The sequence below is a fragment of the Streptomyces sp. NBC_01241 genome (assembly GCF_041435435.1).
Taxonomy (GTDB): domain Bacteria; phylum Actinomycetota; class Actinomycetes; order Streptomycetales; family Streptomycetaceae; genus Streptomyces.
The window spans coordinates 941,188-964,651 of the sequence record NZ_CP108494.1 but is presented as its reverse complement, the minus strand read 5'-3'; the positions used below and the strand labels follow the sequence as shown (position 1 = coordinate 964,651).

General features: G+C 68.9%; 15 protein-coding genes and 5 pseudogenes. 11 read left to right on the top strand and 9 right to left on the bottom strand.

The window, feature by feature from the left end:
- Nucleotides 1-363 precede the first annotated feature (363 nt).
- Both lnt and OG306_RS03790 read left to right on the top strand, forming a co-directional pair.
- Nucleotides 364-1,965: an apolipoprotein N-acyltransferase gene (lnt, locus tag OG306_RS03795; RefSeq protein WP_266744622.1), complete on the top strand. Its 1,602-nt coding sequence runs from the start codon at nucleotides 364-366 to the stop codon at nucleotides 1,963-1,965.
- A gap of 30 nt (nucleotides 1,966-1,995) precedes the next feature.
- Nucleotides 1,996-2,475: an NUDIX hydrolase gene (locus tag OG306_RS03790; protein ID WP_266744621.1), complete on the top strand. Its 480-nt coding sequence runs from the start codon at nucleotides 1,996-1,998 to the stop codon at nucleotides 2,473-2,475.
- 65 nt (nucleotides 2,476-2,540) lie between these two features.
- On the opposite strand, the gene OG306_RS03785 is transcribed toward OG306_RS03790, so the two are convergent.
- Nucleotides 2,541-3,926, bottom strand: coding sequence for an MFS transporter (locus OG306_RS03785; protein WP_266744620.1), 1,386 nt, complete (start codon nucleotides 3,924-3,926; stop codon nucleotides 2,541-2,543).
- A gap of 482 nt (nucleotides 3,927-4,408) precedes the next feature.
- On the opposite strand from OG306_RS03785, the gene OG306_RS03780 reads away from it, so the two are divergent.
- Nucleotides 4,409-5,434 (top strand): phosphotransferase, encoded by a 1,026-nt coding sequence (locus OG306_RS03780; protein ID WP_266744619.1) that lies wholly within the window; start codon nucleotides 4,409-4,411, stop codon nucleotides 5,432-5,434.
- 391 nt (nucleotides 5,435-5,825) lie between these two features.
- Here the strand turns inward: OG306_RS03780 and OG306_RS03775 are convergent, their stop codons facing one another.
- Nucleotides 5,826-6,869: an alpha/beta fold hydrolase gene (locus OG306_RS03775; protein ID WP_266752066.1), complete on the bottom strand. Its 1,044-nt coding sequence runs from the start codon at nucleotides 6,867-6,869 to the stop codon at nucleotides 5,826-5,828.
- A gap of 1,142 nt (nucleotides 6,870-8,011) precedes the next feature.
- Here OG306_RS03775 and OG306_RS40880 point away from each other — a divergent pair.
- Nucleotides 8,012-8,119 (top strand): annotated as a pseudogene (locus OG306_RS40880) (IS982 family transposase); the annotation flags it as partial.
- A 121-nt stretch (nucleotides 8,120-8,240) separates the two neighbouring features.
- Here OG306_RS40880 and OG306_RS03765 read toward each other — a convergent pair.
- The gene (locus OG306_RS03765) at nucleotides 8,241-12,464 is read right to left on the bottom strand and encodes a S8 family serine peptidase (RefSeq protein ID WP_371665124.1); all 4,224 of its coding nucleotides are present in this window, start codon (nucleotides 12,462-12,464) and stop codon (nucleotides 8,241-8,243) included.
- Between the two features lie 97 nt (nucleotides 12,465-12,561).
- Between OG306_RS03765 and OG306_RS03760 the strand changes: the two genes are divergently transcribed.
- The 3 genes from OG306_RS03760 (at nucleotide 12,562) to OG306_RS03750 (ending at nucleotide 15,909) form a co-directional block, all read left to right on the top strand.
- Complete coding sequence (locus OG306_RS03760; protein ID WP_266744617.1) at nucleotides 12,562-13,524, top strand: helix-turn-helix domain-containing protein; 963 nt, start codon at nucleotides 12,562-12,564, stop codon at nucleotides 13,522-13,524.
- A gap of 414 nt (nucleotides 13,525-13,938) precedes the next feature.
- Entirely contained in the window at nucleotides 13,939-15,021 is a 1,083-nt protein-coding gene (locus OG306_RS03755; protein ID WP_266907372.1) for a hypothetical protein, read from the top strand.
- 24 nt (nucleotides 15,022-15,045) lie between these two features.
- Nucleotides 15,046-15,909 carry a DUF3592 domain-containing protein gene (locus OG306_RS03750; protein ID WP_266744615.1) on the top strand — a complete coding sequence of 288 codons (864 nt, stop codon included), beginning with the start codon at nucleotides 15,046-15,048 and terminating at the stop codon, nucleotides 15,907-15,909.
- On the opposite strand, the gene OG306_RS03745 is transcribed toward OG306_RS03750, so the two are convergent.
- Together OG306_RS03745 and OG306_RS03740 are read right to left on the bottom strand one after the other, a co-directional pair.
- Nucleotides 15,848-16,516 carry a TetR/AcrR family transcriptional regulator gene (locus OG306_RS03745; RefSeq protein ID WP_371666212.1) on the bottom strand — a complete coding sequence of 223 codons (669 nt, stop codon included), beginning with the start codon at nucleotides 16,514-16,516 and terminating at the stop codon, nucleotides 15,848-15,850. The two genes, OG306_RS03750 and OG306_RS03745, sit on opposite strands and share 62 nt — an antisense overlap.
- A gap of 142 nt (nucleotides 16,517-16,658) precedes the next feature.
- The gene (locus OG306_RS03740) at nucleotides 16,659-16,826 is read right to left on the bottom strand and encodes a hypothetical protein (RefSeq protein WP_266744614.1); all 168 of its coding nucleotides are present in this window, start codon (nucleotides 16,824-16,826) and stop codon (nucleotides 16,659-16,661) included.
- Nucleotides 16,827-16,835: 9 nt separating this feature from the next.
- Between OG306_RS03740 and OG306_RS03735 the strand changes: the two genes are divergently transcribed.
- Together OG306_RS03735 and OG306_RS03730 are read left to right on the top strand one after the other, a co-directional pair.
- Nucleotides 16,836-17,012 carry a hypothetical protein gene (locus tag OG306_RS03735; protein WP_266744613.1) on the top strand — a complete coding sequence of 59 codons (177 nt, stop codon included), beginning with the start codon at nucleotides 16,836-16,838 and terminating at the stop codon, nucleotides 17,010-17,012.
- A 477-nt stretch (nucleotides 17,013-17,489) separates the two neighbouring features.
- Entirely contained in the window at nucleotides 17,490-18,473 is a 984-nt protein-coding gene (locus OG306_RS03730; RefSeq protein ID WP_371666211.1) for an endonuclease/exonuclease/phosphatase family protein, read from the top strand.
- Between the two features lie 216 nt (nucleotides 18,474-18,689).
- Here OG306_RS03730 and tpg read toward each other — a convergent pair.
- A pseudogene (gene tpg, locus OG306_RS40875) lies at nucleotides 18,690-19,040 on the bottom strand (telomere-protecting terminal protein Tpg); the annotation flags it as partial.
- A gap of 217 nt (nucleotides 19,041-19,257) precedes the next feature.
- Between tpg and OG306_RS03725 the strand changes: the two are divergent.
- Nucleotides 19,258-19,768 (top strand): annotated as a pseudogene (locus tag OG306_RS03725) (DUF6233 domain-containing protein).
- Between the two features lie 194 nt (nucleotides 19,769-19,962).
- On the opposite strand, the gene OG306_RS03720 reads toward OG306_RS03725, so the two are convergent.
- Together OG306_RS03720 and OG306_RS03715 are read right to left on the bottom strand one after the other, a co-directional pair.
- Nucleotides 19,963-20,223, bottom strand: a complete 261-nt coding sequence (locus tag OG306_RS03720; RefSeq protein ID WP_371666210.1) for an integrase core domain-containing protein — start codon at nucleotides 20,221-20,223, stop codon at nucleotides 19,963-19,965.
- A gap of 129 nt (nucleotides 20,224-20,352) precedes the next feature.
- The gene (locus OG306_RS03715; protein ID WP_371665068.1) at nucleotides 20,353-21,615 is read right to left on the bottom strand and encodes an IS701 family transposase; all 1,263 of its coding nucleotides are present in this window, start codon (nucleotides 21,613-21,615) and stop codon (nucleotides 20,353-20,355) included.
- Between the two features lie 100 nt (nucleotides 21,616-21,715).
- Here OG306_RS03715 and OG306_RS03710 point away from each other — a divergent pair.
- Nucleotides 21,716-22,839, top strand: a pseudogene (locus tag OG306_RS03710) (IS630 family transposase).
- Nucleotides 22,840-22,885: 46 nt separating this feature from the next.
- Here OG306_RS03710 and OG306_RS03705 read toward each other — a convergent pair.
- Nucleotides 22,886-23,401 (bottom strand): annotated as a pseudogene (locus OG306_RS03705) (IS30 family transposase); the annotation flags it as partial.
- Nucleotides 23,402-23,464 lie beyond the last annotated feature (63 nt).

Here is a 23,464-nt window from a genome sequence, read left to right as displayed (position 1 = left end):
CGCCCCTGCGGTCACCGGAGTGAAGCTCAGGGCATTGCCGACGCCGGCCAGCATCGCGAGCGAGGTGAGCGCGGCGCCGCCAGATCGCGCAGGCGGCGAGGATCACGGCCCCGGCCCCGTCGGAAGCGTTCCCGCGTGCCCGCGCCCGGTCCTGTCCCGCTGGTGCACTCGTCACGTGCGCCCCCGACCTGTGACCGTCCCGTTCGTCATGGCCGGATCCGGTCCATCGTCGGGGACTGGCAGACACGGTAACGACAGGGGTCCGTATCTGTGCGGGAAAGCGGCGAAACGATCCGGCAAGAAGGGTCCCGTCACCCCCGAGGGGCTGCCCGGCACACAGCCGACCACCGTAGACTCCGCCGGGTGAGCGCCACCATCACGTCAGTCGACGACCCGCAACAGCCCGCAGCCGCCCCCGCGTCAGGGGGGAGACGGCCGGTGCGGCGGCTCGTACGGCCCGCCGCCGCCGTGATCGCGGGAGTGCTGCTGTACCTGAGCTTCCCGCCGCGACCCCTGTGGTGGCTGGTTCTGCCCGGTTTCGCCCTGCTCGGCTGGGTGCTGCACGAACGCAGACTGCGCGCCGGATTCGGCCTCGGCCTCCTCGCCGGGCTCGGTTTCATGCTGCCGCTGCTGTACTGGACGGGCGAGGAGGTCGGTCCGGTCCCGTGGCTGGCGCTCGCCACGGCCGAAGCGCTGTTCATCGCGGTCGGCTGCATCGGGATCGCCGCCGTCTCCCGGCTCGCCTGGTGGCCGGTGTGGGCCGCCGCGGTCTGGGCCCTCGACGAGGGAATCCGGGCCAGGGTGCCGTTCGGCGGCTTTCCCTGGGGGAAGATCGCCTTCGGCCAGGCGGACAGCGTGTTCCTGCCGCTCGCGGCCGTGGGCGGCACACCGCTGCTCTCCTTCGCGGTGGTCCTGTGCGGCTTCGGGCTCTGTGAAGCGGTACGCCGGTTCCGTACCTACCGCACCACGGGCGAGGTACCCCGGGCCGCCGTCGCCGCGGCGGCCGCGACCGTCCTGGTCCCCGTCGCCGCCGCCTTCGCCGCCCTGCCGCTCGTGGACGACTCGCCCGAGGACGGCACCGCGACCGTCGCCGCGATCCAGGGCAACGTGCCGCGACTCGGACTCGACTTCAACTCCCAGCGCCGCGCCGTCCTCGACAACCACGTGCGCCGCACGGAGCAACTCGCCCAGGACGTGAAGGCGGGCAAGGTGCCGCAGCCCGACTTCGTCCTGTGGCCGGAGAACTCCTCCGACCTGGACCCGTACCGGAACGCCGACGCCCGCATCGTCATCGACGACGCGGTGAAGGCCATCGGCGTACCCACCGTGATCGGGGCGGTGGTCGAGCCCGACACCGGCAAGCTGCGTAACACCCTCATCCAGTGGGATCCGAAGAAGGGGCCCGGCGAGACGTACGACAAGCGCCACGTCCAGCCGTTCGGCGAGTACATTCCGATGCGGTCCTTCGCACGTCTCTTCAGCTCGGACGTGGACCGTGTACGGCGCGACTTCGGACCCGGAAAAAAGGTCGGCGTCTTCGGCCTGGCGGGTACGAACGTGGGGCTCGTGACCTGTTACGAGGCCGCGTTCGACGACGCGGTACGGGACACGGTCATGCACGGCGGCCAGATGATCGCCGTACCCAGCAACAACGCCGCTTTCGGGCGCAGCGAGATGACCTACCAGCAGCTGGCCATGTCCAGGGTGCGGGCGGTCGAGCACAGCAGGTCCGTCGTCGTGCCCGTCACCAGCGGGGTCAGCGCCGTCATCCGTCCGGACGGGACCGTCGTCCAGAAGACGAAGCTGTTCACCCCGGACGCGCTCGTGGACAAGGTGCCGCTGAGGTCCTCGCTCACGCCCGCGACCCGGATGGGCACGCTCCCCGAGGGAGTCCTCGCCCTGCTCGCCGTGGTGGGGCTGGGCTGGGTCACCGCCCGTTCGGTACGGGTCCGGCGCAACCGCTGATCGACTCGCGCGCCACGTAGGGTCGGGCCCATGAGTACTCCTGATTTCATCCGCGAGATCCGCGCCACCGCGGGCCAACAGCTGCTCCTGCTGCCGGGGGTTACCGCCGTGGTCTTCGACGACGAGGGTCGCGTGCTTCTCGGACGGCGTTCCGACACCGGCAAGTGGTCGGTCATCGGCGGCATCTGCGAGCCGGGTGAGCAGCCGGCGATGACGGCGGAGCGCGAGGTGTACGAAGAGACCGCCGTGCGCTGTGTGGCGGAGCGGGTGGTCCTCACCCAGGCCCTGGCACCGGTGCAGTACGCCAACGGTGACCGGTGCCAGTACCTGGACGTCACCTTCCGCTGCCGGGCGACCGGCGGCGAGGCCCGCGTCAACGACGACGAGTCGCTGGAGGTGGACTGGTTCCCGGTGGACGCGCTGCCGCCGTTGAACCAGTTCTCCCTCTTCAGGATCAAGCAGTCCCTGACCGACGAACCCACCTGGTTCGAACCCACCGTCCAGCACTGACACACCACGGTGCGCGGACGGGGCCCGGTACCCCCGGCCCCGTCCGCGCACCCGGCGCTCACGACTCAGACGCTACGGGCGTCGGCCGCCGCCACCGCGGGTGCGGCCGGCTTCGCGCCGGTCCCCTCGATGTCCGCGAGATCCCGGTCCCTGGTCTCCCTGGCGCAGAGCACCGCCACCACGGTGATGAGCGCCGCCGCGATGACGTACAGCGAGATGGGCACGGAGCTGTCGAAGTCCGCGAGCAGCGCGGTGGCGATCAGCGGCGCCGGAGCACCGGCCGCGACGGACGAGAACTGCGCCCCGATCGACGCGCCCGAGTACCGCATCCGGGTCGCGAACATCTCCGAGAAGAAGGCCGCCTGGGGCGCGTACATCGCACCGTGGAAGATGAGCCCGACGGTGACGGCGAGCAGCAGACTTCCGAAGCTCCGGGTGTCGATCAGCGCGAAGAACGGGAACATCCACAGCCCCACGCCGATCGCACCGACCAGGTAGACCGGCCGGCGCCCGACCCGGTCCGACAGCGCGCCCCACACCGGAATGACCGCGAAGTGGATGGCCGAGGCGATGAGCACCGCGTTGAGGGCCGTCTGTTTGTCCAGATCCGCTGCCGTGGTCGCGTACACGAGGATGAACGCCGTGATGACGTAGTAGCTGATGTTCTCCGCCATCCGGGCGCCCATGGCGATCAGCACATCGCGCCAGTGGTGCCGAAGCACGGCGACGAGCGGCATCTTCTCGGCGACCGCGGCGGCCGCCTTGCGCTCCTCGGCCTGCGCCAGAGCGGCCTTGAACACCGGTGATTCATCGACAGAGAGACGAATCCACAAGCCGATGATCACCAGGACTCCGGAGAGCAGGAACGGTATGCGCCAGCCCCACGCTCCGAAGGCCGAGTCCGACATCAGCGCGGTGAGCGCGGACAGCACCCCGGTGGCGAGCAACTGCCCGGCCGGCGCCCCCGTCTGCGGCCAGGAGGCCCAGAACCCGCGCCGCTTGGCGTCCCCGTGCTCCGACACCAGCAGCACGGCCCCACCCCACTCACCACCGAGGGCGAAGCCCTGCACCAGGCGCAGGACGGTGAGCAGCACGGGAGCGGCGGCCCCGACCGTGGCATGCGTCGGCAACAGCCCGATGGCGAACGTCGCTCCGCCCATCATCAGCAGACTGAGCACCAGCAGCTTCTTGCGGCCGAGCCGGTCGCCGTAGTGGCCGAACACCAGAGCACCGAGCGGCCGGGCGGCGAAACCGACTGCGTAGGTGAGGAACGAGAGCAGAGTGCCGACGAGCGGTTCGGAATCGGGGAAGAACAGCTTGTTGAAGACCAGCGCGGCAGCTGACCCGTACAGGAAGAAGTCGTACCACTCGATGGTGGTGCCGATGAGACTTGCGGCGACGATGCGTTTGAGCGAGCGGGTGGTCGGCGGGGCGGATGCCGAGGCAGCCATGAACACCACTTCCGGACAGTTGGCGGGGACGGTTTCGTGTCGCCACACCGTAGGAATGGGCAGGTCAGAGGCACATGTGGCGGGACACCATAGTTCTCGGGCCGGGTGTGCGCGGGGCCACTACGACAGGCACGTCGAGACTGCTTCGAGGACCGTATTGAAGGCCGGCAGGCGCCTGTCAGGATTGCGCCATTAGGCATGGTTTATTGCCCTGCTGCTGACTCCCGTGCTGGTTTGGTGCTGACCTGAAACCGCATGTCAGCACCCCTGATCGCCTGTCCCGTGCTGACTTGGTGCTGACTACGCAGCGTTGAACTTCGGCATTCGGGGCGGATCGGACGGGTAGTGTTCTCCCCTTCCGCGCGACCGCGGTCAGGCCTGGCGGGTTTCCGCGGAGCCGGCCATGGTTGGTGGCACGTGGTCTCGCACCGGCAGGCCCCCCGCACCGTGAGACCCATACACAGGCGGCCGGATGAACCCAGTTGGCCGGCCTGACCGGCGTCCAGCCCGATCCCGACCTGATGGAGTGGGACTACGGAGGGTATGAGGGCCTGACCGCGGCGCAGATCCAGGAGACAACGCCGGGTTGGGACCTGTGGGGGGACGGCGTGAGTTCGGACGGGCGCGCGGGAATCAACGCTGCCCTGGTGAAGTGGTTGATCGCCGCCCAGTTCCCTCAGTGGAGCCGTCTGCCCGTGGTCCCGGTGGCGGTGGACGGCTGGGACAACCGCACCTACCGCCTCGGTGACGACATGACGGTCCGCCTGCCCACCGCAGCCGGCTACGCCCCTGCGGTCGACAAGGAATGCGACTGGCTGCCTCGCCTGGCCCCCGCGCTGCCGGCGGCCGTCCCCACCGTCCTGGCCAAGGGAGCCCCCGGCGCGGGGTACCCCTTCCCCTGGTCCGTGCGCGGCTGGCTGCCCGGCGAGACGGCGTCTCCCGAACGCATCGACGACATGACCCAGTTCGCCACCAATGTCGCCGGGTTCATCCTCGCCCTTCAGCGCTGTGACCCCAAGGCCGGTCCTCTCGCCGGGGCGCACAGCGGGTATCGCGGCGCGTCACCCGCCCACTACGACGACGAGACGCGTCGCTGCATCACCGCCCTGAGCGACCGGATCGACACCGTGAGGGCCACCGAGACCTGGCAAGCGGCACTCGAGGCCCAATGGTGTGGAACGCCGGTGTGGTTCCACGGCGACATCGGCGGCAACAACCTGCTTGTCACCGACGGCAAGCTGTCGGCCGTCATCGACTTCGGCACCTCGGGCATCGGAGACCCTGCCTGCGATCTCGTGATCGCCTGGACGATGCTCCGCGAGGAGAGCCGCGAGGTATTCCGGCACACAGTCGGCCAGGATGACGCCACCTGGGCCAGGGCCAGGGGCTGGGCGCTGTGGAAGTCCCTGCTGACGTTGACCCAGTGCTCCGATCCCAGGGACGGGCGAGTCGCCATGCATCTCGGTGTGATCGACGCGGTGTTGGCCGACCACGAACGCTTCGCGTAGCCCGGTAGGTACTCGGGCACGCGCCCCTTGCGGACGCGGTTCGACTCTGGGTTGGCGCATTCCTCCAGCTCGGCGGTCCTGTGGCGGATCAACCAGTTCGCATTCTTGGCGGCCTCCTCCGGGCGCGTCGACCGGCTGATCGCCGCAGGTCAGTGGCAGCAGGGCGATCACGAGGTTCTGGTGGTGCTGGATGCCGGATACGACGGCCCCCGCATCGCTCACCTGTTGGCCGGCAGCCCTCAAGGGTGGCCGCGTCCTGCTCGCCGATCCGGCAGACAGCGTGGCCTGACGAGCCGCTGTCCGAGGAAAGGGGGACCCCGGGAGGTTGCGACTCCACGTGACCGCGACCAGCCGCAGACGTGCCTGCCAGACCTGAACTCACGCGTTGGGCTCAGCGACGCGATGAGAATCCATCGACTTCTACGACAGCCTCCGCGAAGGCCTGCGGGGCCTCCTGCGGAAGGTTGTGTCCGGTGTTAAGGGTCCGGTGCGCGTATTTTCCTGTGAACTTCTTGCGATAAGTCGATCCGTTCCCTGGAGGCGTAAATGGATCGTGCGCTCCGTCCATGGTGATTGTCGGCACCTCGATTACCGGGGCCGTGGCAAGGCGCTTTTCTATGGCGTCGTACCGGCGTTCACCCTTTGCGAGACCAAGCCGCCAGCGGTAATTGTCGATCACGATACTGACGTAATCCGGGTTTCGGAAAGCCGCTGCCGTGCGATCGAAGGTCGCTTCGTCGAAATTCCATGTCGGGGAATTGAACCGCCACACCAGTTTGGCCAAATCGTTTCGGTACTTCTCGAGGCCGAGAACGCCCCTTTCGGTAGCGAAGTAGTACTGATACCACCATGCCCATTCATCCTTCGGTAGCGATGGTTTCTTGTTGGCTTCGACATTCGTGATCAGATAACCGGTCGCGGAAATCAGCGCCTTGCAACGCTCTGGCCAGAGAGCCGCTATGATATCGCCCGTCCGTGAGCCCCAGTCGTAACCGGCGAGAATGGTCCTATCGATCCCGAGAGCGTCCATCAGGGCGATGATGTCGACAGCGAACGCCGACTGTTGGGCGTTCCTGGGCGTTTTGCTTGAAAGAAATCGCGTTGTTCCATGGCCTCTCAGATAAGGGACGACCACCCTGTATCCCTTAGCTGCGAGCAAAGGTGTGACCGCGACGTAGCTATGAATGTCGTAGGGCCAGCCGTGCAGAAGTATGACCGCCTGCCCGCTCACAGGTCCGGCCTCGACGTACCCCACGTTCAGATCTCCGGCATGGATCTGCTTCACCGGACCAAAGGGCGGACGCGTCACAGGATCGACGGCGGAATAAGCCTCAGGGCCTTCCGATTCGGACTGTGCTTGCGCGCCACTGGGCATGCCGAACTGGGCCGCCGCAGCCGCGACAGAGGCACCAAGGAAGTGACGACGACTGTGCATGGGCCCGGGCATTTTCACTGGCGAATCTCCTTGCTGAGGCAGCGCCGGCAGGCTGCGGATGGCCTGGCAGCGAGTGAGTCGGCATTCGCATTCGCCCGATAGGTACACCGGGGGATCTTCATCGGCGCACTCTGGCGTTGGTGCTTCTCCTCGGCCATCCAACACCCGCTCGTAGTGACGGCGCATCATGCATTGCTCTGTCGGAGTGATTCGAGCACCCGACACGATTCTCACTGTCTTGGCGTGTGCAGACCGCCAAAATTGGACTCCCTGCGTGTTTCACGTTCCATCGGTGGCACACGAACACCAAGGAGATGAATTCTTCGGACAGGGGCAGCATTCCTTCGGAGTGGGCACGGGTTCGGAGCGGGTAATGGTGCGCTGAGGGCGGCAGTGTTGCCGAACCCGGTGAAGGAGCAGAGGAATCTGCCGCGGTTATCGGTGGTAGGCAGGATCCAGTGCTCCGGATGGTTCGGAGGGAAGTGGCACGGCCGTGCGAGCCGGGTATCGAGAGCCGAAACGATCCCATGGCACCCGGTTCGTCAACGGCCCCGGACGTCGTGGTTTCCAGGCGTTCCCGCCGCGTCGAACGGACGCGCCCGCGGAACGCCCGGCGTCGGCAGGGGTTCCGAGGGCGCATCCGATCGCGTCGCTCGCGAGGTGGGGCGGGGCGGGGCGTCAGTCGATGGCACCGGACAGTGCCGAGGCCTGCTGCGTGGCGGGCCCGCGCTGGGTGCGACGCGCCATCGGTACCAGGCAGATCCCGACCCCGGTGGTGACGGCGAAGGCGGTGAATCCGAGTCCGGCGTTGCCGCCCTCGATGACGGCGCCGCCGAGCCAGGGGCCTCCGACCGCGCCGGTGCGGCCGATGCCGGTGACCCGGCCCGAGCCGGCGGCCTGCCGGGGGAGCTCGACAGGGGGACACAGCCATGCCGGGCCCGGAGGCCAGCGGCCCTTTTGCAGGACCGCGGAAACACAACGGGGGCACGTACACGGTGGAGCTGGCCGAATACGCCAAGGCCTGGGCGCTGAAGAGCCGGATGACGGTCATGAAGGCGACTGTGCAGGCGACGCCGAGCGGCATGTGGGCCCTGAGCAGGAAGGCGCCGCAGGCGGTCAGGACGAACCAGATCGCGGCACCTCTCGCACTGCGGAGGCCTGCCGCAGGGATCGCCCCGCAGTTTGCCGAGGAACTGGCCACATTGGCGATGATGCAGGCCACCCTCGGCTTCACCTCCGAGGTCACATGGCCCGACACGCCCGCGCTGAGCGGCCCGGCCATCGTGGTCGTTGCGCTGATCCACCGGCCGCGTCAACGCGTGGATCGGGTGCCCGGACGGAGGTTCCGTCCGGGCACCCGGTCCGTAGCGATCAGTGACGCAGGTTGAGACGGTGCACGCCCCCGTCGACGGTGCCGACGTAGAGCGTGCGGGCATCGGGGCTCGCGGCCAGTTTGGTGGTGTCGGTGTTCTGCAGGCCGGTTGAGATGTTGTGCCAGCTCAGACCGTGGTCGGTACTGCGAAGTACGCCGCGGCCGCCTTGCAGGAGGCCGCTGGCTCCGGACCTGGTGGTGGCCGCGTAGAGCGTGTCCTTGACCCGGAGCAGGTCGGAGACATGGATCGCCAGAGCGCCAGTGTCCGCGGTGCGGAAGGTCTGGCCGGCGTCGGTGCTGACGCGGACGCTCTCGCCGCCGATCACCAGGCGCCGCCCGTCGAGGTCGATCGCGGTCACCGGGCCGTCGGTGACTTTGGTGACGGTCACCCCACCGTCGTCGGACCGGTAGAGACCGGCGGCGTTGCCGAGCCACAGGCGCAGCGGATTTGCGGGGTCGCCCGCGATGGTGTCGAAGGAGCGCTCGTGGTAGAGGTTCTTCCACGTCGCGCCGCCGTCACTGGTGGCGAACAGCCCCTGGCCCAAAAGGCTTCGGAAGCTGACCATGACCCGGTTCGGGTCGGCGGGGTGGACCAGGAGCGCCGTCGGCACCTCCGCCGAACTGCCCCTCTTCTCCCAGGTGGTGCCGCCGTCGCCGCTGCGCTCGACGGTGAATGAGCCGAACGCGGTGCGCCGCACCTTCCAGATCACCTTCGGATCCTTGGCCGACACGGCAAGTTGCGGGACAGTCACGCCCCTCATGCCCTCGCCGCCCGACTGGCCCCATTCCGGGCTCGCGACGGGAAGGGCGGTGCGGTAGACCGAGCTGTCGGTGGCGGCGAGCAGGTGGCCGTCACTGACAGCGAGATCGTTGATCGTCAGTCCCTGGACACCGATCCGCCGATATCCGGTGCCGTCCGCGGCTCCCCGGTAGAGACCGTCCTGCTCGCTGGAGACGGTGACGGAACCGTCGGCCCAACGGTCGTAGTCCACCGGTAGCGCCGCGCGCGACGGCGCGGCGACCGTGGTCCACGTCCGACCGTGGTCGCGGCTGAGACGGCCGCTGCCGGACAACGTGCTCAGGTACAGGTCGTCACCCGAGATGGTCAGGCGGAGTCCTCCGTCCGTCATGGACAGCAGGGTGGTCCAGGCCTCCCCGCTGTCACGGGAACCGACAACTCCCCGGCCCGGGACATACACCGCCACGACCGAGGAGTCGGCGGCCAGCCCGCCGACGCCCCCGCCGGACGGGGCGAAGAGCAGGCGTGCCTCGCCGGGGTTGCCCGAGCCGATGCCGGAACGGGCCCAGACGCCGTGATACGTCGTCATATAGAGGGTGTCACCGGTGACGGCGGCGGCGGTGACGGCGCCGGTGACACCGGTCGGGTATGTCGTCCAGTGGTCGCCCGCGTCCGTGCTGACCAGCAGTGCGTCCGAGGTGACCGCGACCAGGGTGCGGGTCCGTTCATCGGCGGCGAGCGCCACGATGCGGGTGTCCGGGACGTCGAGCGTGCGCCAGTTCCGCCCGTTGTCATCGGTGCGCAGGATGGCGCCCCGGCGGCTGCCGTCGTGAACGCTGTTCACGGCGTACCACCAGCGGTCGGGATTCTTCGCGTCCACCACGAGCGGACCCGTGCCGTCCGCGACGGGCAGTCGGCCCAACTGGCGCCAGGAGGCCCCGTTGTCGGTGGTCAGCCAGGGAGCCGCCTTCTGGTACTGGGTGAGGACGGCCTGCTTCGGCCGACTCGGCGAGAGGACGACCGAACCGGCCTCGCTGTTGGGGCCGACCGGCTCCCAGCGGTCCCCGCGGCTGTCGACCGGGGTGACCTCGAAGGCGCCGGCGCCGGTGAGCAGCTGCCCGGTGCCGGCGGTGCCGTGTACCGAGACCCGGTAGGTGCCGGCCACGCTGCCGGTCACCTCGGCCCGGTAGTAGCCGCTGGCGGGATCGAGTGTGGAAGCGACGTCGACGGCCTTGCCGCGAGGCGGGGTGACGGTGACGACCGGCGGTGCGACCAGCCGGGTCGGCGGGGCGATGTGCACGGTCGAGTGACCGTCGCTCGGGTCGGGTGCGGCCTGGACGGCCAGATGCCGAACGGCGAGCAGATAGGGCACGTTGATCGCCGGCCCCCGGTCGGGGGTCGCCGTGAGACGGCCGCTGATCTCGGTGTCGGTGGCCGGCAGGGCGACGCGCAGCGAGACCGTGACGGTCGCGGTCCCCCCGGCCGGTACGGTGACCCGCTTCGCCGAGACCGTGGCCGGACCCTCGGCCCGCAGCGAGGTCGCAACCGGCAGCTTGCCGGAGTTCCGCAACGTCACCTTCGCGGTGCCGCCGACGTGACGCCGGGACAGATCGGCGAGCCCGAACGACACCGAGGCCGGTGAGGCGCTGACCGTGGCGGAGGCGGCCGCGGCCACATCGAGTCTGCCCGAGCCCTGCGTCGTGGGCCCGGTGCCGCTCAGCGGCTTCGCGGTGCCGATCAGTTCGGCCTTGATCTCGGCGGGCGTCCGGTCGGGGTGCAGCTGGCGGAGCAGGGCCGCGGCACCGGCGACGTGCGGGGCCGCCATCGACGTGCCCGACATGCGGTACTGGCCGGGCCCGTAAAGCGACTTGGGCACGGTGGAGCGGATCTCCACGCCCGGTGCGACCAGATCGGGCTTCAGACCGAAGTCCTGGGAGGGACCGCGTGAGGAGAACGAGGCGATCCGGTCGGTGGTGTCGGTGCCCCGCAGCGTCACCGAGACCTTCCCGGCGGCGAGCCGGGTGCTCAGCTCCTGGTACTGGGTCGAGTCGATGCCCATGACCACCAGGCGGTCCATGCGCAGCGAGTCGCCGGAGGCGTCGATCCGCGCGGGCGATGACGGCACCTGGGCCACTCCCGGCTCAGGGTTCACCTCCGACGGCGTGAGCTCTCCCGGTGCTCCGGCGACGAACACCGGGCCGTCGTTGGAGGGCAGGCCGGCCAGCACGGCGATCGCACCGCGCTTCTCCGCCTCCTGCGCCCACTCCACGGCGCTCGCCGTCAGGTACCGCGCGTCGGCGGCGACGAGCATCTGCGCGCGTACGATCTTTCCGCGTACGTCGCCGACCCGCTTCCAGTCCTCGGCGGTGCCCTCTCCGACATCGACGAGCGGCGCCGTGACCGGGTCCTCCGGCGGGTTCGCGGACAGGATGCCGCGGTAACTCTGGATCAACTCGGGTTTCTCGCCGACCAGATAGGCGCTGGGCAGCCGCAGATTGCTCGTCGATGCGCCGACCGAGACCACACCGTCGGCCGTGCCGGGACTGTTGACCGTACCTGCGCCCGGTCCGTCGTTGCCCGCCGCGGCCACCACGACCACACCGGCCCGTACGGCCGCGGTCGCGGCGCGGCCCAGCGGGTCGGTGCCGTCGCCGGGGCCGCCGAGGCTCATGTTGATGACATCGGCGCGGTGCGGGTTGGCCGGATCGGAGGCTGCCTCGATTCCGGCGATGATGTCCGACGTGTACCCGGAGCCGTCGGCGTCCATCACCTTGTAGGCCAGCAGATTCGCGCCGGGCGCCACGCCGGTGACGCCGCCCTTCTCAGCCGCCTTGCCTGCGATGATGCCGGCGACGTGGGTGCCGTGGCCGTTGTCGTCCATCGGGTCCTCGTCGCGGTTGACGAAGTCGTGCCCGCCGACGACCTTGTGGCCCTTGCCGAGTCCGCCACCCAGGTCGGGGTGGGTGTAGTCCACCCCGCTGTCCAGGATCGCGACAGTGGTCCCCCTGCCCGTGACGCGCCTTCCAGTGGGGTCCTTGCGCTGCCAGACGCCGGGTGCGCCGATCAGCGGGACGCTCGCGTCAGTTTTCGTCAGCACCCGGGTGTCGGGGCGGACGGCGGTGACGCCCGGCAGCGAGTACAGTCGCCCCACCTCGGACGCGGGCACCGTCATTGCCACGGCATCGATGAGCAGACCCAGTTTTCGGGTCGCCGAAGGGTGCAGCCCGGCGCTCCTCGCCGAGCCGAGGAACGTCTCCTGCCGCGCGTCCAGGGCGCGGCGGGCGGCGCCGACGCCGCGGGCGGCCTCGGCGGACAGCAGCGATCCACCGGGCGCGGCGGTGACCGCTGGGTTCCCGGACAGTTCGACGAGCACTCGTTGCGACGGGTCGGGCGTGGACGCGTTGGCGGCACCCGGTGTCGCCGCCAACGTGCCGGCGAGAACAACGGCGGCGAGGGCGGCATGACGCGATCTTCGTGACTTCATTGCCATGCGTAAAGGTCCTAGTGGTGAAGGCACTTGTCGCACAACTGATCTCCGTGGCCCATTGCTGCCGCTGGCACAACTGGGCCATCATCCGTCCATGACTCCCGAGACACCGCAACTCACGGCGGCAGGAATCGATCCGTTCGACGAGAGCGTCTACCGCGCCGTTCTGACCCGGCGGACGGCGGCGCCTGCCGAACTCACCGCGGATCTCGACTGTTCGTCCGAGCGCGTTGCCAGGGCGCTGGACCGGCTTCGCGACCACGGGCTGGTCGGCCGGCTCGCCGGCACCCGCCGCCGGTACGCCGCGATCGAGCCGGGCGCCGCCGTCGAGGCGCTGGTACGGGCCAGAAGTAATGAGCTGGAGCGGGTCCGTTCGGTGGCCGACGAGCTGTCCCGGCTGTTCGCCGCCGCGCGAACCGGCGCGACCTGTGAGGACGAGGTGGAGATCACCACCGGCAGCGAGGCGCTCGGCCGCTGGTTCGTCCGCCTTCAACAGGAGGCCCACGAGGACGTGATGACTCTGGACCGGCCGCCGTACGCCCTGACGACCTCCAACCCGGTGGAGGCGACGGCGCTCGGCCGCGGTGTACGGTACCGCGCGGTCTACGCCCCCGAGGCCCTGGAATGGCCGGGCGTCCTCGACGACATCCGCGAGCTGGTCCGGCACGGCGAACAGGCCCGCGTCCTGCCCGGCCTGGGCATCAAACTCGCCATCGCCGACCGCAAGCTCGCTCTGATGCCGCTCTCCCTCGACCTCGACGACGTTCGCGCCGCGGTGATCCGCCCGTCCACCCTGCTCGATGCCCTCACCGGCTACTGGGAAATGTGCTGGAAGCAGGCCCTGCCCCTCAACGCCCCCGCCGAGGACCCCCTCGGCGAGGAGGACCGACTCGTCCTCACCCTCCTGGTCAGTGGCCTCAAGGACGAGGCGATAGCCCGTCAGCTCGGCTGGTCCGTCCGCACCATGCGCCGCCGTATCAGCCGCCTGCACGACCTCCTCGGCGCCGCCAACCGCTTCCAGGCCGGAGTGATCGCGGCCCGCCGCGGCTGGTTGTGAGACAGCACGACGGCAGCAGGTGCGACGACCATGAGTGGATGTGGTCTCGACGCGCGTTCGGTGTCCAGAAGAACCCCAGCTTCTACGGCGAGTACGACACCAGGAGATTCTTCGTCTGCTGGTGGTATACGGGGCATTGCCTGCCGGCCAGCCAAAACGGCGGCTTCTGAGCCATGTGAGGCGGAGATGGTCCGGGAATGGCCCGGATCTTGATCCGCTGGCGAAGAGGTCGCTGGCCTTCTGCTGGGGTGTTCTCCGTGGTGCCTGCGCAGTGTGGGCGGCTGCATCGGCTGGCGCCCGTCAAGCGATGCCGAGCCGTGATCGTTCCTCAGCGTTCGATTCAGCGGCGTTACCGGTGGGACCCCTCACCCACAGGTCTGTCGGCCGTTACCCATGAGGTGCACAATCGGCCACATGACGATCACCGCGGGCGCGCCGCCCACGCACAACACGCCTGCCGACCTCGCTCTGGGGTTCCTGACGGGCGGGGTGATCGGGGCGTCGCTGACCGCCTTCATCGGTGGCTGTGTCGTCGAGAGGGCGCCGCTGATCGTCACGGGGCTGGTCCTGCCCGCGGTCTACGGGCTTCTCTTCTTCCTCGCCACGCTGCCGCGCCGTGCCCGGGAGGCGGCCGTCGTGCCGCGCGCGGCGCTCGCGGTGATCGAGAGTCTGGAGGCCGTCGGGGGTGAGACCAGCGACGTGCCGGTGCGGTTCGAGCTGTCCGTCGCGCCGGACGACGCGCCCGCGTTCCGTGTCGAGATACGGCAGGACGTCAACCTCGTCGAGCTGCCCGAATACCGGCCGCGCGGGGTCGTGGTGGTGGAGTATCCGCCGGACCGACCGTGGAAGACGCGGATCGTGAAACGGCCGACGCCGGAGTGGGAGGAGCGGGCGGCCGTTGCCCAGGTGGACTCGGTGCCTGGTCCGGCCATGAAGAGGGAGACCCCGGGGGGCTGTTTCAGCGCGCTCCTCACTCTCCTCGGGCTGCTGCTCGGCGCGGCCGCCGTGCTCCTGCTGTTCCGTGCCGACCTGTTCGACTCCCACGAGGGCGAGAGCGGCGCCCCCGAGCCGTCCGTCTCCTCCTCGTCGTCCACGACCACCGTGACGTCGGCGACGGGCACGGTCACCCTCGGTCCTGGCCAATCGATGCTCGACGAGGGCGAACTGCGCAAGGCCGTCGAGTCGTTGACGCAGGGCGCGGACAAGCGTCAGGCGCTCACCGTCGTCGTGCAGGACCGCCTGTTGGCGGTCGTTTTCTCCCCCACCGGCGTGAAGACCGCCGGGTTCGACCCGAGGTCCCTGCCCTACGATCGCGTCCCCGGCCTGGTCGAGGAGGCCAGGACCACCCTCGGCGTCGAGTCCCCGCAGAGCTGGCAGCTCACCGCCGACGGCGTCACCGGCTCGCTCACGCTCAGGGCCGTGGTCACCGGCGGCGGGAGCACGGGAACGCTGGAGGCGGACGACCAGGGCAAAGTGCTGCGGCGCAGCGGCAGTTGACCGGATCGGCAGGAGGAGGGGCGCATGGGGTGGGACGGGTTTCTGGTGCTGTGGTGTGCTGTGTGGGGTGTGGTGGCGCTGGTCGGGTACGGCATGTCGCTGGCCGGAGTGACCAAGGCGCAGCGGACGGTCCGGCTCACAGGGCGGATCGATCGGGTGCGGGAGCCCCGGCACGGCGGGTCCCGGACGGGCGGGATATCGGTGGTCGTCTCCTACCGCGACCCGGCCTCGGGTCAGGAGGTCACCGTGACGAACGACGGTGAGCGGGGTGAGATGATCAACTCCGCGTGGGAGGGCCGGGAGATCGGGGTCAGCCACCCGCGAGGCAGACCACACGCCTATCGGTTCTCCAACACTCCGGAGGAGCCCAGTCGTGGGCTGGGCTGGCCAAGTTTCGCGGTCTTCCTGGTCTACGTCGGGCTGGTGGTCCTCGCCGCGGTCGGCTGGGGGTGGCCGTGGGCGCTGATCGGCTTCGGCGGGCCGTGGGCGGTCTTCGCCGCCGTTCATCTGCCCGGGGCAGTACGCGCCAAGAACCGCCGCGTCGAGAGACTGGCCGCGATGGACACCGTGCAGGGACGGGTCGTCGCGGTCCTGAAGGACGTCAGCGTCGACCAGGACGACGGCCACACCTCGACCACCATCACCCCGGTCGTGTCGTTCACCACCCGCGAGGGCACGGCCGTCACGGCCCACTGTACGTCGAACCTCCCGGACCCCGCCGGTGCGTACGGCCGTGACGTCACGGTCCACTACACGTCCGCCGACCCGGCCGAGTACACGCTGGACCGCGCGGCCGAACACCGCTCGGAGGAGCGGGACGTGGCGTTCAACGTCCTGGTGATCGTCGTGCTCGTGGCGACGGCCGTGGTGGGAGTTTCGATGCTCTGAGGCCCGAACTCCGTGGCCCCGACGCCGACGCCGACGCCGACGCCGACGCCGACGCCGACGAAGACGAAGACGACTGACAGCGATGATGCAGGTGAGCACCTCCCGCCGCCTCTTGAGGCTCGATCACGCTCAGTTCGATGAGCGGGGTCAAGCCGGTGAGTGTCAGGAGCAGGTTGGTCTCTGTCGCCGGGTCGCGGTCGGGGCTGATGTAACCATCGGTGATTGCCTGGCGGACGATCTGCTCGATGAGGTCGCGGCCGTGAGTCAACCCGTCGCGTGCGTGTGTATGGATGTTCGCGTTGTGCAGTGCCTCCAGGACGTAGGCGGCGCTCATCCGGCTCGTCGCGCGTGCGTCGGGATGCAGAGGGAGCATCTCCGTAAGCATCACTCGGAGCATGTCACGGGGGTGTGGTGGGTTGCCGAGTTCTCCGACGCCTTCGGCGACGCGTAGTGATGTCTGTTCGGACGCGAAGTCCATGGCGAAGACCAACATCTCTTCTCGGGTGGCGAAGTAGTGCTGCACCGCGCCGTGGGAGATGCCCGCTTCCTGGGCTACTTCGCGGACGCTTGCGTGCGCGATGCCGCGTTGTTCCACTACGCGCCACAGTGCTCGGGCGATCGTCTCGCGGCGTTCGTTGCCCGCATCGGCTACGGCGTCCTGCGGGTACTACTGCCGGTGCGCGTGATCGAGGCGACCCTCATCGTCACCTTGGCCGATGGCACCGTCCGCACCGAGCAGTGGCGGCTGATCACCAACCTGCTGGACCCCGTCCGCTTTCCGGCCACCGTGCGACGGCGGCCGCCAGGGTCGCGGCGGCGGTCGGCGAGGTCCCGGCGACGCGGCGGGCCTGTTCGGCCAGGCCTGCCGCGGCCTTGGGGGAGCCGTAGTTCAGCCCCACCATCGCCTCGCGGGCCATCACCCATGCGTGCAGCTGCCGGTCGCCGGATTCACCGGCGGCGTGGGCGGCGGTGTGGCGAACCAGGCGCGGGCCTCGCGGCGGCTACCGAGGTCGTGCAGCACGATCGCGGTCATCTTCGGCCTCGTATTCGTGGTGCGGATTCGGGAGTGGGCCGTCGCCAGGGCGCTGTACGGCGGCCCGTGAATATGTGTGCCGAAGCATGCTGGTTGTCACCAACGAGAGCGGCCGAACTGCCGTTCTGCGACCGCGAGGCATGGTGGTTGACACCGGATCAGCCGGATACTTGTCACCATCGGCTCGGGCAGCACGGGAGTTGTCACCGGCTGTGGCGCCGTTCCGATCGGCTGAGCTGCACGAAAATCCGTGCCCCATTTCCAGTCGGCTGATGTCACTGACCGTGAGCCGGCTGGTCGGCGATCACTGCGCCAGTCAGCGGCGGGCCGGAGGCTTTGGCCACCCGTCCCGTCAGCATCGGCTGCTGTCGCCGAAGTGACGCCGGTGCGGCGGGAGGGGTGCGCTCGTCTTCTCCGGGTGGGCGGAGGACGCGGCACGCGCTTGCGGAAAACAGAAACTGATTCACCTGATGGCTCGTCTTGGGGGGCGAGGCCAAGCGGATGGGAAGCCATGGTGGAGCGGGCGGACAGCGGTGCGACGTCGACGATGAAGGCAGCAGCGCTCCGGTGGGCGGGGCGGTGGGAGGGGAACGCGAGGGGCCGGCCGGCCTGGACGCGAGAGTGGGTTCTTGCCGCGATTGCGGTGCTGACGGCAGGGCTGCTGGCGTTCCACCGGGCCGTTCCCAACTCCGTGGGCCACCTGGGCAGTTTGCTGGAAGCGTTCCTGCCTTGGCTCGGCCTGGTGGTCGTGGTGCTGCTTGGCCTGGCGCTGCTGCGTCGTTCGGCCACCGCGCTGTTGGCTTTGCTCCTGCCGGTGGCGGCCTGGACGTACCTCTTCGGCGGGCTGCTCCTGCCCGGGGCGGAGCCTGGCGCGCACGATCTGGTCGTGGTGCAGCACAACGTCAGCGACGAGAACACCGACCCGGCGGGCACGGCCCGCGTCCTGGCTGACGCCGAGCCCGATCTCATCGCGCTGGAGGAGCTGGTGCCCCTGGCGCTGCCGGTCTACGAGAAGACCCTCGCCGCGGACTACCCGTACCACGCAGTCCAGGGCACCGTCGGGCTCTGGTCGAAGCATCCGCTCACCGATGCCCGGCTGCTGGACATTAAACCCCAGGGGATCGCGGAGGCCTGGAGTCGCGGGCTGGGGACCGTGGTCCACACGCCGCATGGCGAGATCGCGGCGTACGTCGCACACCTGCCCTCGGTCCGCGTCCGGGCGAGCGGCCTCGCATCCTCCTGGCGCGACGAAAGCGCCGGCCTGCTGGGCAAGGCCATCGCCGCCGAGAAGCTGAAAACGGTGATCCTGCTGGGCGACCTCAACAGCACGGTCGATGACCGTGGGCTGGCCCCGTTGACCTCACGGATGAACGTGGCAGAACGGGGCTTCGCCTTCAGCTTCCCCGCCGCCTTCCCGCTGGCCCGGATCGACCAGGTCATGGCCCGCTCGGCGACCGTCGGCCACATCCGCACCTTGCCCGCCACCGGCAGCGACCACCTGCCGGTCGCCGCCCGGATCACATGGGGCTGAAGGAACGGTCTCGGTGACAACAAGCCTGCGTATGTGACAACTAGCGTGCTTCGGCACACAAATACGTTTTATAGCCGGCCCTGAATTTGGCTGCGTCAGAACTCGAAATCTATCGACTGGACGTCCGTAAAATGCGCGACCAGCCCATCGCGCTGGACCCCAGTCCGTGAAATAGGACTCGGTGATGGCCTTGGCAACGATCGGATGCAAGTCCTCCTCCGTCGCACCGGCCTCCTGGAGCTGGAGTATCTGAGCGGCGTAGGTGGGTGAGATCGGGGTGGTGATGTGCCGCTCGCGGCCGTCGTCCGAGGACCCGGAGGCGGTGAACCCGAAGTAGGCGACGACGTGCACCATCATGCCGCCGGAGGTAGACGCCTGCTCCCGTGCCTGTGCCCTGATCTGCGGTTGCCACTCGGATTCGGTCTCCTCCACCAGGGCTGCCTGGAGGCGTTTCTGCGGCGTCGTCAGCTGTCCGGCGCGGTAGTGCTGCACGGTGCGGGTCGAGACGTCCAGGCGCTCCGCCAGGGCCTTGGTGGACCCCTTTGCCCGCGTGAGGAGGAATTTCACCCGAGCCTTCGCGGATTTCGGCGCGGGCCGGGTGAAGACCTTGCGCTTCGCCCCGCGAGGACCTCCAGGACTTTGCCGCGGCGCGGGGCCGGCTGCTGCTGCTCGTGATCGCTCATGCCTCCAGAGACCACGGATCACCTGTGGACAGATTCCGGAGCCCGCGCAGGTGGCGACGGGTGCTGTCGGCGTCTGTCCGTACGGTGGGAGTCATGACGACGTGCTCCGACCGCGAGCCGGTGCCCATCCGGGTGCCGGGGAAGTCGTCGCGCACCTGTGGTCGCGGCGCCAGCTGCGCGACGGATGGCTGTACGAGGTCGGCCTCCCGACGTACCGGAGGCCCCGGGGACAGCCTGGAGCCTGCCGAGTACCGGGTCTGGGTGCGCGCGTCGCAGCACGTACGGCCCGTGGACGGCGTCTCGTACGACGACGTGCCCACCGAGTACCTGGAGCCGCCCACGGTCGTGGAACAGACACTGGGGCCGCGCCGCCCGTCCGGCTGGGTGCTGGCGAAGGCTGGCGGCCACGGGCCCGGCCGGGGCGTCGTGCACGCCGTCGACTGCAAAGAGGTCCCGGACGAGGCGCCGGTGCTGGCCCTGGAGCGCGCGCTGGATGCGGCGCAGCGCCCCGGTACCCGGCTGTGCTCCCTGTGCGCCGCGGCGGCTGAACTGGACCCGGTTCTGAAGGGCTTCGACCGGGGCTTCGACGGCGAGGGCTTCGGTGAGAGTTGAGCTGCGGTTCAGCGGCGGGTGACGGTGAAGCCGCTGTCGTTGACAGCGGCGGTCCACACGTCGCGGTCGAACCACTCGGTGATATTGGGTTGCATCTCGGTGATGGTGCGCATGCGGGCCTGTCAGTCGTGCCCGGCGTCGCCGCGGCTGCTGTCGCACCCGGTGTCAATCCCCTGGAAACGTACAGGCCTTCCTTACGCGGCTTGGTCCTTCTGATGGTGTTCGGCGCGTGCTTCGCTGATGGTGCGTTCGAACTCGATTGGCGGTAGGCCGGCGGCCCCGCTGTGGCGGCGGCGCGGGTTGTAGAAGTCCGTGATCCAGGTGGCGATCTTCAGCCGGGCCTCGGCGCGGGTGGCGAACTGGTTGCGGTGGATGTACTCGACCTTGATCAGCGAGTTGAACGACTCGGCGGCGGCGTTGTCCAGGGCTGATCCCACGCGCCCCATGGACTGCACCACGCCTAGTAGGGCTTTGTTAGGTGCGGTGGTGTGGTTCGGGTGCCGGGGCGGGTTGGCCGCATATGGAGCAGGCGCCGGTCCAGGTGGCCAGGAGGGCTTGGAGTTCGCGGAGGACCGCGTAGAGGGTCAGGCCGGCGCAGGGGCTTTTGGGTCGAGTCTGAGCAGGGTGCAGAAGGCTTGGGCGAGGGAGGCGAGGGTGGTGTGGCGGTGCCAGCCGGGGAAGTTGCGGCCCTCGAAGTGGTCCAGGCCCAGGCCGTCCTTGAGTTCGCGGTAGTCGTGCTCGATGCGCCAGCGGATCTTGCAGATGCGGACCAGCTCGCGCAGTGGGGTGTCGGCGGGCAGGGTGGACAGCCAGTAGTCGGTGGGCTCGGCGGCGCCGGGCGGCCACTCGGCCAGCAGCCAGCACTCGGGCAGGGAACCGTCCACGGCGCGGCGGATCGTGCGGTTGGCCGGGCGGACGCGCAGTGCGAGGAATCGTGAGCGCATCTCGGCGCGGGGGTTGTTCCTGGTGGTCTTGCTGCCCTGGCGCCAGGTCACCGTCCGTAGCGTGGATCGTCCTTCGTCCAGGGCGAGTTGGCGCAAGGTGGTGTGGGGGTCGGGGTACGCCGGGCCGGGCGGGCGGCCCTGGCCGCTGTAGGGCGGGCGCCGGGGGACGGCGTCACCCGGGTAGGCGGTGGTGCTGCCCTTGACCGCGACCGCGTAGGCCAGCCCACGTTCGCTCAGGCCCTCGCGAAAGCCTGTCGCGTCCCCGTAGCCGGCGTCGGCGACCACCGGCAGGTCGGGCAGCTCCCAGTCCCCGCGAACCTCGTCCAGCATGTCCAGGGCCAGGCGCCACTTCTCCCGGTGCCGCTCGCTGTCGGGGATGCCGGCCTTCGTCCGGCGGCGGCGGATCGCCTCGGCCAGCAGCGCATCGTCCGCGTTCTTGGCGTCGTCCCAGCTCTCGGGCAGGAACAGACGCCAGTCGACCGCCGAGGAGGCACGGTCGGACACCAGGTTGACACTGACCCCGACCTGGCAGTTTCCGCGCTTGCCCAGCGCGCCGCAGTACATCCGCGCCACCCCCGGCGAGTCGTAGCCGTCCTTGGGGAAGCCCACGTCATCGATCGCGTACGCCTCGGGCGAGATGTGAGCCGCAGCCCAACGGGCCAGCCGCTCACGGACCTTGCCCCAGTTCCAGGTGGAAGAGGAGACGAACTGCTGGAGCTGCTGATGGTCCACACCCAGACGCTCGGCCATCGGCTGCATCGACTTGCGCTTACCGTCCAGCATCAGCCCGCGCAGGTACAACTCACCCTTGGCCCGCTGGTCCCGCCGCGCCAGTGAACCGAGCATCTCCGCCGCGAACGCCTCCAAGCGCGGGCGGACCGTCTCCATCTCCTCAGGTGTCACACCTGAAAGAAGATCACAACCCTACCCCTGGCCGAACATTCGGGGTACCTAACAAAGCCCTACTAGTGTCCTGCGCCGGAGATCCATCGTTAGTTCCTGTATGAGTGTTTCTGCGGGTGTGCCCGCACCGCGTCGTGGTCCGAAGCTGGAACCGTTGTTGTTGTCTGTTGACGAGCGTGCGGTGTTGGAGCGTTGGGCCCGGCGGGCGACGTCTGCGCAGGCGGTGGCGTTACGGGCGCGGATCGTGCTGGCGTGTGCAGGTCCTGACGTTCCGCCGATTGTTGTGGTGGCGCGGGATCTTCGGGTAGCGGCGGATACGGTCCGCAAGTGGCGCCGGCGGTTCCTGGCACGCCCGGCTGGACGGGTTGGTGGACGAGCCCCGGCCGGGCCGGCCGCCCACCATCAGCGTCGACCAGGTGGAGGCCGTCGTGGTCAGCACGTTGGAGGAGATGCCGAAGAACGCCACTCACTGGTCGCGCAAGTCGATGGCCGACCGCAGTGGGCTGTCGAAGTCGACCGTGGGCCGAATCTGGCGGAAGTTCCATCTCAAGCCTCATCTGACGGACACCTTCAAACTGTCGACGGACCCCTTGTTCGTGGAGAAGGTCTACGACGTGGTCGGGCTGTACTTCAATCCGCCCGAAGGGGCGGTAGTGCTGTCGGTGGACGAGAAGTCGCAGATCCAGGCGCTGGACCGGTCTCAGCCGGTGCTGCCGATGATGCCGGGCATGCCCGAGCGTCGCACCCACGACTACGTCCGTAACGGTCTGACTACCCTCTTCGCGGCCTTCGACGTCGCGACCGGCGAAGTCATCACCTCGCTGCACCGTCGGCACCGGGCAGCGGAGTTCAAGAAGTTTCTCATCAAGATCGAAAAGGAGGTTCCCGGGCATCTCCAGGTCCACCTGATCTGCGATAACTACGGCACCCACAAGACGCCCGCCATCAAGGCGTGGCTGGCCAAACACCCCCGGTTCCAACTGCACTTCACCCCTACCGGTTCGTCCTGGATCAATCAGGTGGAGAGGTGGTTCGGCTTCCTCGCCGGACCAGAAGATCCGCCGCGGCTCCCACAAAAGCGTGCGTTCCCTGGAAGCCGACATCCGTGCGTGGGTCAAGGAGTGGAACGAAAACCCAACACCGTTCATCTGGACCAAGACGGCCGAGGAGATCCTCGACTCCCTCGCCCGCTTCTGCCGACGGATCTCCGGCGCAGGACACTAGCCTGTCGCACAGGTTGTTGTACGCCTCGCTGGTGTACTGGTTGGGTTCAAGGAGTCGTCGCAACACTTCCGTTATGTGTTGATAGTAGGTGATTGTTGAGAGTCTCGGATGGCGTCCTCCAGTGGAGGGTCTTGCGGGGTCTGCTGTTGAGCGCGGTGGCGACGGCAGCGAGGTCCTCGCGGGTGTGTCTGCCGAGGTCGGTGCCCTTCGGGAAGTACTGCCGTAGCAGGCCGTTGGTGTTCTCGTTCGTTCCGCGCTGCCAAGGGCTATGTGGGTCGGCGAAGTAGATCTCCAGACCTGTGTCGATGCGGAGCTGGGCATGCTGTGCCAGCTCTGAACCCTGGTCCCAGGTAAGGGATTTGCGGAGCTGGGCGGGGAGGTTCGTGATCGCTTCCGCGAGGGCTTCACGTACGGCCCCGGCTCCGTGGCCGGCCAGTGCCGGGCCGTTCTTGGTCCGCGGGCCGCCGTGGCCGGGCGTCGGCGGCAGGTGCAGCAGCATCGTGAATCTGCTGGTGCGCTCCACCAGGGTGCCGATCGCGGAACTGTTCAGGCCGATGATGAGTCGGGTAGCGGGGACGCATTACTGGGTCCCCGCCCCCTCAGAACCGTGCAAGCAGCTATTCAC